Here is a 12,602-nt window from a genome sequence, read left to right on the forward strand (position 1 = left end):
ATGTATTTGTTTATAGTGAACTATGTTATCACTCACCGAGCTTTTTGTAATGATTGTTCACTTAGTTAGCAGTTATGGTTGTGACGGGCTTCAAGAATGTTGAGGCAACATGAATTATGCTTTGTCGTTGGCTCTGCAATGTTAGAGAGACTATGGGTGGGGCGTATTAAGTTATCGGTGCTAATAACTTGAATTCGTATAAATAGGTTTCTTTGACATGCGATTTCCTAACGCGCATTGAGAATGAATACTTGGTCTTTATCTAGCCTGTTACTCGCTTTAAAAGTAACGGTTTCATCAAAAATAGCGCTCAATGAGCGCTATTTTTATTTTTGGAGAAGGGATTGTTATTTGGTCGTTTTGAGCTTTATTTCGTCTGCCACTTTTTGTGGTACAAATTGACTAATGTCCCCACCATGGATTGCCACTTCTCGAACTATTGTCGAAGAGAGGAAAGCATACTCCTCTGAGGGCGTTAAAAATACACTTTCAAGCCCCGGCAATAACTTCCGATACATGCTGGTGAGACCAAATTCGTACTCGAAATCCATTGTTGTTCTCAGACCGCGCACTAACACGTTTGCTTGCTGCTGCTTAGCAAAGTCGACCAGCAACCCTGAAAACCCTTCAACAGACACGTTAGGTAGGTGAGCTACGGCATCACGCAATAGCTCAACTCGTTCATTTAACTCAAACATGGTCTTTTTACTTGGGCTTGCAGCTACTCCAACAGTGATATGGTCAAACATGCTAGCGGCACGAACGATGATATCAAGGTGCCCATTGGTGACAGGATCAAAGGTTCCAGGGTAAATAACGTGTGTGCTCATATCAGCTGTCCTTGCTTAATGTTTGGCTAGAGTTTATTACTTTGTCGAGTTGCTGCTTTACCATGTCGAGTGTGATGTCTTTCATCAGGTCATCGCCCTTCGCTCGAGTTCCCCATGGAAGGTTTTCCACTGGCTTACCTTGCTGTTCTTCTACATGTTGTTGATACACACTCACAACAATATCAAGGTCATTGTAGGGGCCTGTTCTTCGCGGATCACTGTGTGCGTATAAGCCGATTACTGGGGTTGACTGTGTGGTTGCTAAGTGGGCTGGACCAGTATCAGGTGCCAATACAACTGTTGCATGTTTCAGTACGGCAGTCAGTTGCTTCAAGTTCGTTTTGCCAATCAAGTTAGTGACTGGCGACTGGCATAATTTTTCGATGTCGTTACCCAGGTTAACTTCTCTTGGTGCTGGAGAGCCGCATAACACCACTTGCATGCCTTGTTCGACAGCATAATCAGAAATAGCGGCGTATCGCTCTGTTAGCCAGTTGCGAGAATCTTTGCTAGCAGCAGGGGAGAGAACCAGAGTCGGTTTGTTTGCTATGGTGTCGATTGCTAACTGTTCGTCTTCCGGTGTTAAAGGGATATCCCATTGAGGTTTATCAAAAGGTACACCAATGTAGCGAGCAAATTCGGCAAAGTTATCCAATACATGAAACTTGTCCGAGATAGGTAGGTGGCGATTGGTAAAGAGGGATTGTGCTTCACGAGTACGATTTTTACCAAAACCTACTTTACACTTTGCTTTAATTCCCCAAGATAGCACGCTGGCTCTAAGTGCGGCTTGCATATGTAGCAGCGCGTCAAACTTGCGATCAGAGAGTTGGCGCCATAATTCACGCATCCCTTTGAAGCCTTGTTTCTTATCGAAAACAATGACCTCAATACCAGGCAGATCACCGATCAACATGGCTTCGATTTTACCTGTGATCCAAGTAATTTTCGTTTCAGGCCACTGTTTCTGGATGGCTTGAACCACAGAAATAGCATGACAAACATCACCAATCGCGGAGAGGCGGAGTATGCAAAGAGATTGAGGTGCAGTTGAGAACAGTGACATAAAGTGCCCGAAAAAAGTGAATAACATCAGAATTATGCAGATACTCGCATTAGTTGTAAAATAGCAATGACGAAAAGCGACCCAAAGGCCTCATAGATGGAAACGATTAGCACCAAGAACCAAACAATTTGGTACGACCCTGAACTTCTGGTTCAGGTACCAGAGAACGATATCGCTCAGATCTTCGAGGCTGAATACTGGCAGCAACGAGGTGCCATTACAGGAAGTGCCCAAGGGCGCGGTACCACATGGTTCATTCAGCTTGATGGAATACAAGCCGCATTGCGCCATTATCGCCGTGGTGGATTGTTTGGGAAGCTAGTCGAAGACCAATATCGTTTCTCTGATTGGGAAAGCACGCGCTGTACGATGGAGCTTAATGTTCTCAAGGCATTGGCAAACGCAGGTGTGAATGTACCGAAGCCTATTGCTGCTAGAGCAATTAAAAGCGGACTACTTTATCGAGCGGACTTAATGTCTGAACGAATTCCCAATGCCAAAGACTTGGTTGATATATTGGTTTCAAGTTCAATAGATGCGGATATCTATCGTAAGATTGGCCAAGAGATACGTAAGATGCATGATGTAGGGGTTAATCACACCGATCTCAACATTCATAATATCTTGCTTGATGCCTCACTAAACGTATGGATTATTGACTTTGATAAGTGCGGTCAGCAAGCGGGCAATGATTGGAAAGAAGATAACCTGAACCGTCTAAAGCGCTCGTTCTTAAAAGAGGTGACCAAGCGCCAGATTCAATGGCAAGAGTCGGATTGGCGAGCCTTGAATGATGGCTACATGTTGGGAGTTATGTAAATGTTCTTAAATAAAAACATCATCGTTGGTTTTGAAAATCATGTTTTTACTAAATTATATATTGATGTACTTGTTAGAAAGTGCTCGATTAGAGAAGAAGATATCATTCTAATATCTTTGTCTGAAAATGTTCAGGATATTCATTTAAAAGGCACGAATGTAAAGTTATTAAACTATCGAACGGTAGATTTAGCTGTTCTTGTTAATTGTAAAACAGTAACCTCGATTAGCTTAGGGTTAAGTAATGCCCCTTTTTTGAAGACCCTTCTGGAGTGGTCAGATGAATTTATCGACAAACTATATATTCATCTGACAGATGATGAAGTAGCTCGTTGGCTCAAAACAATCGAAAAGAAAGGTAGTTTAATTCAAACGAGAAATAATCAGATTAATGAAGACTGCTTATTTGTCCTGAGCAAAATTATTAACTTTATTGCGCCGGAACCCTACTTTCGGTCTTCCCTTGAAAGCATCTTGAAAAGAAACGAACTAAATTTTTATGATGCAAGAGATGCCTTTAAGTCGATGCCTAGTGAGTTGTGGGATGAGTTTGAAGGTTTGCAATCTAAGTATGTAGAAGAAACCCGAGCAGAGAAAAAAATATTAATAGGTGCGAAAGCTGACTCTTTCACTGTGCTTGAGATTTTGTCAATTATCTATCGTTTAGGTATGGCTGGAGTTTTAAATCAACATAAATTGTTAGTTTTCGTTAAACCTAAAAGAGTGTTTTCTAGGATTGTTATCGATGCATTTTTGACCTTATTTAAGATGAAATGTGTAGTTGATATCAGCTATGTAACTCCAACAAACAACATTAATTACAATGCATTGATCATGTCTTGCTCCGATATTATCTTACAGGGAAGAGGTAGCATGAGTACGGCTAGGAGCTTTATTTCTGGTGGTACTGGTGCAATCCATGTGGAAGTTGGAAGCCCTAATTACATTGAGATGACAGAATCAGAAGGAATTTCAGTTAGTGGCTACAATACATTGGCTGGAATATCACAGAGCTTTGAGAAGAAATCGAAAGCTACTGATGAAAACCGACAAGTAATTAAAAGTCGATTTTCACAAAAGTATCAAGTTTTGAATGATATATACAGTTAACAGCTTTCTATTTTTATGAGTGTATTGAGCAACGCACCTCGGTTTTGCTCAACCACTTGATAAGCCGCTAAGCCTTTAGTTTTACGTAGCTCTGGTTGTTTGAACAGCAGTTGGAGTTGGCCTGCGATATCTTGGCTATCTTGACAAATAACCACGGCATTGGCTTCCAGTAGCTTGTCAGTAATTTCGCTAAAATTAAAGTAGCTAGGGCCATTAAGCAAAGGTAGCTGTAGGGCTGCTGGTTCTAGTAGGTTATGACCACCTACTTTATCGCCCACAAGGCTTCCCCCCATAAAGCACACATCAGATCCGCCGAGTAATACCAACATTTCTCCCATCGTATCCGCAATATACACTTCAACATCAGAGGTGATTGGTTGCTGACTCGTTCGAGTGATGGTGTTGAATTGGTGTTGTTTAGCTAATTCCGTCACTTGATTAAATCGCTCTGGGTGACGAGGCACAATCATCAGCAAGGTATTAGGATTGTCTTTAAGGAGCTGTTTATGAGCGTCTAAGATAATTTCATCTTCGCCTTGATGAGTGCTGGCAGCTATCCATACACAGCGTTCAAAGCCAATTTGTTCACGTAACGCTTTGCCTTTTGATACTTGTTCAGCTGAAACTTCAATATCAAACTTGATCGACCCAGTCACATGCACAGATGCTTTATCTAACCCTAATCGTATAAAACGCTCAGCATCACTTGGGTATTGGCAAAGTACTTGAGAGAGGTTTTTGGCTAAGAGGTCAAAAACGGCTTGGAATTTAGCATAACGCTGGCACGAGCGTTCAGATAGGCGAGCGTTGAGTACCGAAATGGGGATTCCAGCTTTCGCGACGCAGTGCAGTGTGTTTGGCCATAACTCGGTTTCCATGATTAACATCTGTTTAGGCTGAACAGTCTTCAAAAAACCTCGAATACACCAAGAAAAATCAATCGGCATGTAGCGGTGCTCGACCAAATCACCAAGCTTCTCTATTTGCTCAGCACCTGTGCTGGTCGTTGTGGTAACAATGATGGCTTGATTTGGATCTCGCAGCTTCAATTGTTTAATGACAGGCATCGCAGCAATAGATTCACCAACCGACACGGCATGAATCCAGATAGGGCTTTTACCTTGAGTCTGCGGTGTGATACCGAAATGTTCTTTCCAGCGCTTACCAAAATTTGGCTTCCCAGGTTTACTCTTATAAAGCCCATAGAGAAGCAGTGGAGAGGCCAATGACAATATAAGAGTGTATATAAGTCGTATAAGCATAAGAACAGTGACACCAGAGGGTAAAATCAGTAATCAGAAGAGTATTTTCTTCAATCTCGAAAGTAAAGAGCGTTATAATTAAATGCTTAGTTACACTTTCAAACGGAAATGGTGAACTCTATCTCATCGCTTATGCAAACCGATCAATCCTATCGTTTCTTGCTCTATGTCGAGCAAAACTACTCATTTGCTATTCTTCGCCCATTTTATAACTACGCGAAGCAACTTAGTCATGACGTTAAATGGTTGCTGGTTGGTGAGGATGCTTCTGAACATCTTTTACTAGATCACGAGCAGTGTGTCTCTTTGACAGAAGCTGTCGCCTATAACCCTTCGGCTGTTTTAGTGCCAGGGGATCGTGTTCCTGCATTTATTCCAGGGTTGAAGGTGCAAGTGTTTCACGGTTTGAATGAGAGCAAACGAGGGAACTTATATCCTGAGCGTGGTCTATTTGATTTGTATTGCACAGAAGGCCATGAAAGAACTAGCTCATTGGAACCACTAGCTAAACAGCGCGGCTATTTTCAAGTAAAAGAGACCGGATGGTTGAAGCTAGATAGCTTGTTTAATTACCAAGCTGGTGAGAACCATTTTGAAAGACCTCAAGTTCTATTCGCTTCCACCTTTTCGCCAAGCTTATCGTGTGCAGAGTTGGTTTATGAAGAGCTTAAGCGCCTTAGTCAACTGAGTCAGTGGCAATGGTTAGTGACTCTTCACCCGAAAATGAAGCAAGAGACACGAGCAAAATATCAGGCGTTAGAGGGCGATAATCTTCTGTTCTTCGACAATGACCGAGTGATTGAAATGCAACATCGTGCTGATGTTATGGTGTGTGACAACTCATCGATATTTCAGGAATTCTTGTTGCTCAATAAGCCTGTTGTCACGGTAAATAATCGAGATCCTCAAGCAAGCTTCATTAACATTACTCAAGCCGAGCAGTTAGAGTCAGCAATTAAGCAAGCGATGTTACCTGATGAAGCAAGAGATAGCGCTATCGTTAACTACGGTCCGTCAATAACGCCATATTTGGATGGTCAATCTTCTGCTAGAGTTCTAAGCGCTATTACCGATGTATTGGAAAGTGGCTGGCAAGATAGAAAGCCGAAAAATTGGATTCGCAACTTTAAAATCCGTAAATCATTAAACTATTGGAAATTCTAGGGCTGAATAATGAGAAAACATACCCTGTCTGTCATTGTTATTACCAAGAATGAAGAAGACCGAATTGGAACCTGTCTTAAATCTGTTGTTGATATTGCCGATGAACTGATTGTTTTAGACAGTGGCTCAACAGATACAACAGTTGAAATATGCCAAAAATATACAGATAACGTGACAATCACTGATTGGCCTGGTTTTGGTAAGCAAAAGCAGCGAGCGCTAGATAAAGCGACATGTGATTGGGTGCTATCAATTGATGCAGACGAAGCTCTAGATGAAGAAATGAGTAATGCTCTTGTTGAACTATTAAAACAAGATCAAATCAAACACACTGCGTATAAACTTCCTTGGGGAGTGACTTTGTATGGCACGACTCTAAAACATGGCCGCAGTGCTCGTGCAGTGTTAAGACTCTTCAAGAGAGAAGGCTCTCGATATACGTTGGATGAGGTTCACGAGACTGTTGTTCCTGAGAAAGGGTCTACAGGTGTGCTGAAAGGCTACTTACTTCATTATACACACCGTGACTATGGCCATGGCCTAGATAAAGCAGCGCAGTACGCTTGGCTTGGTTCGCAAAAGTACCATCGTAAAGGCAAGAAGTCACATGGCTTATTCTTGGCGTTATTACGAGCTATGTGGACGTTCTTCCTTGTGTATATCATTCGCCGTGGCTTTATGGATGGCAGTGTCGGTTTCATTATGGCGATGACCTATGCCCAAGTGAATTTCAATAAATATGTCGGTTTGTGGATTCTTGAAAAACGTTCAAAAGACAGCTCAAAAGACCAAGCCAAATAGGAACTGAGAGATGAAGATTTTAGTTTGTGCATCTTACTTACATGCATGGAACAGCTTACGCCCTGAAGCCGCGATCTTTATTGAGCTTGCGCGTCAAGGTCACCAAGTCACTATTATGACCCAAGGTGAGTCTGAGCATGTATCAAAGTTAGAAGAGTGTGGCATTCGAGTCGTTGATGGTTATCCAAAGCGTAAAATTTGTTTTGATACCATTAAAAAGATTCGCCACGAGCTAAAAACGCATGATTACGACATCTGCTATGCTTTTAACTCAAAGACAATACCTAATGCGGCGTTTGCGTGTATTGGTTTCAACGTTAAATTAGTCGTTTATCGAGGCACTACTGGCGGGTTATATCGACATGACCCTAGTGCTTATTTAACGCAACTTCACCCTCGTGTAGACGGTATTGTCTGTGTTTCAGAAGCGGTTCGACAAGATGTGGTGAAGCGCGTTTGGAAGAATAAAGATAACGTTGTTACCATATACAAAGGGCATGAATTGGATTGGTATAAAGTACCACCAACCGAGCGCTCTGAGTTTGGTTTGAATGAAGATGATGTAGTCTCAATTACTGCAGCGCACGTAAGGCCAAGTAAAGGTATTTCAGTTTTGCTTGAGGCGACCAAATACATTACGGCAACCAACTTCCATTTGATCTTAGCGGGCAGCGGCTACGAGCCTCATTTTGATGAGATGAAAGCGAGCCCAATGAGTGAAAGGATTCATTACATCGGCCACCGTACAGACATCCCATCAATTATGTGTATGGCTGACTTTCAAGTTCAACCATCGATTAGTGGTGAGGGGCTACCGCGTACGATTGTAGAAGCCATGGCTAATGGCACAACTTCTGTAGTGACAACTACTGGTGGTGCCCCTGAGCTCGTTGTAGATTGTGAGACTGGTTATATCGTCCCGGCCGGTGACGCTAAAGCGTTAGGTGAGGCAATGGACAAGCTCGCACAAGATAAGGCCAAGTGCACAACAATGAGTGAAGCGGCGAAGAAGCGCTTAGATGAAAGCTTTAGTTCACGAGTAACAGTGAAGAAGCACCTGGAGTTTTTTGAGAAGTTGCTAACCAGCTAAAGTAGCTAGATATCAATTTGGAATTCAAGTACCTAAGTTTAAAACTTAGAGAAATAGAAATATATTAGAGTAGTTGAGTATGCTAAATAACAAGACAGTATTAATTACAGGTGGCACAGGGTCGTTTGGTAAGCAATTTATCAAAACAATTCTTGACCGATACCAAGACGTAAAGAAGATCATTATCTTTTCTCGTGATGAACTGAAGCAATTTGAAATCAAGCAGCAATATCCACATAAGGATTTTCCTCAATTACGCTTCTTTATCGGCGATGTTCGTGATCGTAACCGTATGATTCAAGCGTGTGAAGATGTTGATGTTATTATCCATGCCGCTGCGATCAAACAAGTAGACACTGCTGAGTACAATCCGACTGAATGTATTCGCACAAATATTGATGGCGCAGAGAATGTGATTAGTGCGGCTCTTGCGTGTGGTGTGAAAGATGTTGTTGCTCTTTCGACCGATAAGGCATGTGCACCAATTAACTTATATGGTGCTACAAAACTTGCATCGGATAAGCTATTTGCTGCAGCAAATAATATTAAAGGCTCAAAAGACATTCGTTTCAGTGTCGTACGTTACGGCAATGTGATGGGCTCTCGTGGTTCGGTTATTCCATTCTTTATGCAGAAAAAAGAAGAGGGCTTACTGCCAATTACACACGAAGAAATGACGCGTTTTAATATTTCTCTTCAAGATGGCGTGAATATGGTGATGTATGCTCTGGAGAATCATCTAGGCGGAGAGATCTTCGTACCAAAAATTCCATCATATAAAATCTTAGATATCGCAGAAGCGGTTGCTCCAGGAGTCGAAACGAAAGTCGTTGGTATCCGCCCTGGTGAAAAACTTCATGAAGAAATGATCACTGACACCGACTCTCTTAATACGATCGATCTAGGTCGTTATTACGCGATCCTTCCTTCTGTATCTTTTACGTATACAGAAGATGAATATATGAATCATCATAAAGCTGAAAAAGTTCCATTTGGTTTTAAGTATAACTCAGGTACCAATACTGAATGGGAAACCATTGAAGGTCTACGTGACCTAATCAAAGAGCATGTTGACCCTAAATTTACAGTGTGAGTAGAGCAGTGATTCCATACGGCAAGCAAGAGATCAGTCAGCAAGAGATTGACAGTGTAGTTGATGTCCTTAAATCTGACTTTTTAACTCAAGGACCACAAGTCCCTGCATTTGAAAACGCATTAACAGAACATACTGGCGCTGAGTATGCGCTGGCAGTGAATAGTGCAACCTCTGCTCTGCATATCGCTTGCTTGGCTTTAGGTTTGGATGAAGGTGATTGGTTGTGGACAACGCCTGTTACTTTTGTAGCATCTGCAAACTGTGGTCTTTATTGCGGAGCTAAAGTGGACTTTGTTGATATTGATTCAGCAACTTATAACATGTGCCCTAAAAAGCTAGAGCAAAAGCTAATTACTGCAAAAGCTACCGGAACTCTACCTAAAGTCGTCGTTCCTGTTCACTTATGTGGTCAACCTTGCGATATGGAATCTATTGCTAAGCTAGCCAAAGAATACGGCTTTAAAGTCATTGAAGATGCTTCACACGCTATTGGTGGTCAATACCAGGGACAACCAATTGGTAATTGTGAGTATTCTGATATCACCGTTTTCAGTTTTCACCCGGTGAAGATTGTGACAACAGCGGAAGGTGGCGCGGCGTTAACGAATCAGAAAGTACTAGCTGATAAAATGGCTCTATTACGCAGCCATGGTATCACTCGAGACCCTGAACTTATGAATGGGGCTTCTCATGGTGGTTGGTATTACCAACAGGTTGATTTAGGTTTCAACTACCGCATGACAGAACTTCAAGCTGCATTGGGTGTCACTCAAATGCAACGACTTGATGAGTTTGTTGCGGCGCGTCATGTGTTGTCTAAGCGTTATAATCAAATGTTATCTGAATTACCTTTAGTACTTCCTTATCAACTGGAAAACACGTATTCAGGTTTACATTTATTCGTAATCCGATTGAAATTAGATGAAATATCATTAACTCATAAGCAAGTATTTGACGCACTGCGTGAAAATGGTATCGGCGTTAATTTGCATTATATTCCGGTTCATACTCAGCCATATTACCTAGCTATGGGCTTTGCTGAAGGGGATTTTCCTGAGTCAGAGCGCTACTATCAAGAAGCAATCTCACTGCCAATGTTCCACTGTATGACGGAAGAGCAGCAAAATACCGTTGTGCGTGTAGTAACCGAAATTTTGACAGGTAAATAATGAACGTTGCTATTATTCCTGCACGTGGTGGCAGCAAACGTATTCCTCGTAAAAATATTAAGCACTTTCATGGCAAGCCAATGATCGCTTACTCAATCGAAGCTGCACTTGCTTCGGATTGTTTTGATAAGGTTATTGTCTCTACTGATGATGCGGAGATAGCTGAGGTAGCCAAGAAATATGGTGCTGAAGTACCATTTTTACGCCCTGCTAACATCTCTGATGATTATGCAACGACAACGGATGTGATGCACCACGCCATTACTTGGTGCATGGATAATGGTTGGACTGTAGATGTGGTTTGTTGTTTATACGCGACCGCTCCCTTTGTAAAACCGGAATATCTTAAACAAGGTTTTGATAAGTTAAATAAAGGCTTATTTGAGTTTGTTTTTAGTGCCGCGACTTTTCCATTTCCGATTCAAAGAGCGATCAAAATTTCATCAGGAGGAGAGGTGTCAATGTTTTCTCCTGAAAATGAACAAGTTCGCTCTCAAGATCTAGAAGAAGCCTATCATGATGCTGGTCAGTTCTATTGGGGAAAGACCGATGCGTTCTTAGAGAAAAAAGCAATATTCTCGCATCATTCTAGTGTCGTTTTGTTACCTAGAAGTAGAGTTCAAGATATTGACACTAATGAAGATTGGGATTTGGCTGAGGCATTATACTCAGTTTTAAAATAATTAGGTTTTTATGAGAGTTATCTTTAGAGCGGATGCTTCATTTTGGGTTGGTAGCGGTCACATCATGCGCTGTTTAGTACTTGCAGATGCATTAAAAAACCTCGGTCATTCAATCTCTTTTGCATGTTTGCCACAGCCAAGTGACATGATTTCATATATTGAAGAGCGTGGTTTTCAGGTAGTAAAGCTAAACCCACCTAAAGAACCTTGTAAGCCTCAGCATGATGCAGATTATGAGGCTTGGCTGCAAAGGCCAAGTTCTGATGATGCATTGGACTTTATCCAAATGGTAGGTAGTGCTGATTTAGTAATAACGGATCATTATGCTATTAGCAACAAGTGGCAACAGCTTGTTAGGCAATCAATGAGCTGCTTTTTAGTCGCTATTGATGACTTGGTTCGAGAGCATGATGCTGATTTAATTGTCGATCAAACTCTTGGGCGTAAGCCTGTTGAATACTCAGGTTCTGCCCGAGCTTTAGTAGGAAGTGAGTATGCGATATTAGCCCCAAGATTTGCTTCAGTGAGAGAGCTCGCTTACATGCGGGTATTCCCTGAAACTAGACCTAAAGTTCTCATATCTATGGGGGGAATAGACAACCCCAATGCAACTTTAAAGTCATTGAAAAGCCTTGTTGGTAAAGTCTGTGCTGATTTTACGGTGTTGCTAAGCCCTAGAGCACCTCACTATCAGCAGGTTAAGTCATGGTGCGACTTACACGTTAATGTTCAACATCAAGATTTTGAAGCCGACATGGCTGATTTAATGCTTAAACATGATATAGCGATTGGAGCTCCAGGAACTACAAGTTGGGAGCGAGCTTGTCTTGGCCTACCTAGCATATTAATACCATTAGCCGATAACCAAAAAACGATTTGCGCTCAATTACTTCTGCATAAAGCCATTATGAAAGTGTCTTTGGAAAATATTGAATCTCAGCTATTAGTGACCTATCAACAGGCAATGAGTCAATGGCATGAGCTATTTATGTCGAATCTAAAATTGTGTGATGGTCTAGGCACCAGAAGGTTAGTCTTAGAAATTCAGCAGCTTATTGAACCAAATGATCATGCGAATTTACAGCTTGTATTTGCAACTCATGAGGATATCAAAACAGTTTATAACTGGCAGTGCCACCCTAAGACCCGTGAATTTGCACTGAATACTGATATTCCTACATGGGAAGGTCACCAAAGCTGGATGAAGCGAAAGCTAGCCACAACCACTGACTTTTTTTACCTTGTTGAAGATAAGACAACAGGAAAAAAATTAGGTGTATTGCGATTAGATAAAACTGAACCTAAGAATTATCTAGTATCAATCTTTGTTGCTCCTGAAGCTTACGGTTTAGGAGTCGCAACTGCTGCATTAAAAATGGCTGATGTTATCCATCCAGATCTGACATTACATGCAACTGTATTAGAATGTAATAAAGCTTCTCAGAAGCTGTTCAAAAAAGCGAACTATACACAGCAAAATTCTGAGACGTTTATTCGTAACCCAATTTAATG

At 41.6% G+C, this 12,602-nt stretch carries 12 protein-coding genes; 9 read left to right on the forward strand and 3 right to left on the reverse strand.

All coding sequences use genetic code 11. From position 1 onward, the window contains the following. Positions 1–347: 347 nt before the first annotated feature. Both coaD and IHV80_RS00885 read right to left on the reverse strand, forming a co-directional pair. The gene (gene coaD, locus IHV80_RS00880; RefSeq protein ID WP_192889759.1) at positions 348–830 is read right to left on the reverse strand and encodes a pantetheine-phosphate adenylyltransferase; all 483 of its coding nucleotides are present in this window, start codon (positions 828–830) and stop codon (positions 348–350) included. A gap of 1 nt (position 831) precedes the next feature. Further along, a complete protein-coding gene (locus IHV80_RS00885; RefSeq protein WP_192889760.1) occupies positions 832–1,896 on the reverse strand; it encodes a glycosyltransferase family 9 protein in 1,065 nt (354 codons plus the stop codon). A 96-nt stretch (positions 1,897–1,992) separates the two neighbouring features. On the opposite strand from IHV80_RS00885, the gene IHV80_RS00890 reads away from it, so the two are divergent. Both IHV80_RS00890 and IHV80_RS00895 read left to right on the forward strand, forming a co-directional pair. After that, a complete protein-coding gene (locus tag IHV80_RS00890) occupies positions 1,993–2,715 on the forward strand; it encodes a 3-deoxy-D-manno-octulosonic acid kinase (protein ID WP_192889761.1) in 723 nt (240 codons plus the stop codon). Continuing rightward, positions 2,716–3,825, forward strand: coding sequence for a hypothetical protein (locus IHV80_RS00895; RefSeq protein ID WP_192889762.1), 1,110 nt, complete (start codon positions 2,716–2,718; stop codon positions 3,823–3,825). It begins immediately after the preceding gene. Here the strand turns inward: IHV80_RS00895 and waaA are convergent. Continuing rightward, positions 3,822–5,087 carry a lipid IV(A) 3-deoxy-D-manno-octulosonic acid transferase gene (gene waaA, locus IHV80_RS00900; RefSeq protein ID WP_192889763.1) on the reverse strand — a complete coding sequence of 422 codons (1,266 nt, stop codon included), beginning with the start codon at positions 5,085–5,087 and terminating at the stop codon, positions 3,822–3,824. The two genes, IHV80_RS00895 and waaA, sit on opposite strands and share 4 nt — an antisense overlap. A 132-nt stretch (positions 5,088–5,219) precedes the next feature. Here waaA and IHV80_RS00905 point away from each other — a divergent pair, with 132 nt between their 5' ends. From IHV80_RS00905 to pseG, 7 genes are all read left to right on the forward strand, one after another. Continuing rightward, entirely contained in the window at positions 5,220–6,251 is a 1,032-nt protein-coding gene (locus IHV80_RS00905) for a UDP-N-acetylglucosamine 2-epimerase (RefSeq protein ID WP_192889764.1), read from the forward strand. 9 nt (positions 6,252–6,260) lie between these two features. After that, positions 6,261–7,052 (forward strand): glycosyltransferase family 2 protein, encoded by a 792-nt coding sequence (locus tag IHV80_RS00910; RefSeq protein WP_192889765.1) that lies wholly within the window; start codon positions 6,261–6,263, stop codon positions 7,050–7,052. Between the two features lie 10 nt (positions 7,053–7,062). After that, a complete protein-coding gene (locus tag IHV80_RS00915; protein ID WP_192889766.1) occupies positions 7,063–8,142 on the forward strand; it encodes a glycosyltransferase family 4 protein in 1,080 nt (359 codons plus the stop codon). Between the two features lie 79 nt (positions 8,143–8,221). Then, positions 8,222–9,235 (forward strand): UDP-N-acetylglucosamine 4,6-dehydratase (inverting), encoded by a 1,014-nt coding sequence (pseB, locus tag IHV80_RS00920; protein ID WP_192889767.1) that lies wholly within the window; start codon positions 8,222–8,224, stop codon positions 9,233–9,235. Beyond that, the gene (gene pseC / locus IHV80_RS00925; protein WP_192889768.1) at positions 9,232–10,407 is read left to right on the forward strand and encodes a UDP-4-amino-4,6-dideoxy-N-acetyl-beta-L-altrosamine transaminase; all 1,176 of its coding nucleotides are present in this window, start codon (positions 9,232–9,234) and stop codon (positions 10,405–10,407) included. Before pseB ends, pseC begins: the two co-directional genes overlap by 4 nt. Then, positions 10,407–11,090, forward strand: coding sequence for a pseudaminic acid cytidylyltransferase (pseF, locus tag IHV80_RS00930; RefSeq protein WP_192889769.1), 684 nt, complete (start codon positions 10,407–10,409; stop codon positions 11,088–11,090). Before pseC ends, pseF begins: the two co-directional genes overlap by 1 nt. Positions 11,091–11,100: 10 nt before the next feature. Continuing rightward, entirely contained in the window at positions 11,101–12,600 is a 1,500-nt protein-coding gene (gene pseG / locus IHV80_RS00935) for a UDP-2,4-diacetamido-2,4,6-trideoxy-beta-L-altropyranose hydrolase (protein ID WP_192889770.1), read from the forward strand. The last annotated feature ends 2 nt before the right edge of the window (positions 12,601–12,602 follow it).

The organism is Vibrio bathopelagicus, assembly GCF_014879975.1.
Classification (GTDB): Bacteria; Pseudomonadota; Gammaproteobacteria; order Enterobacterales; family Vibrionaceae; genus Vibrio; species Vibrio bathopelagicus.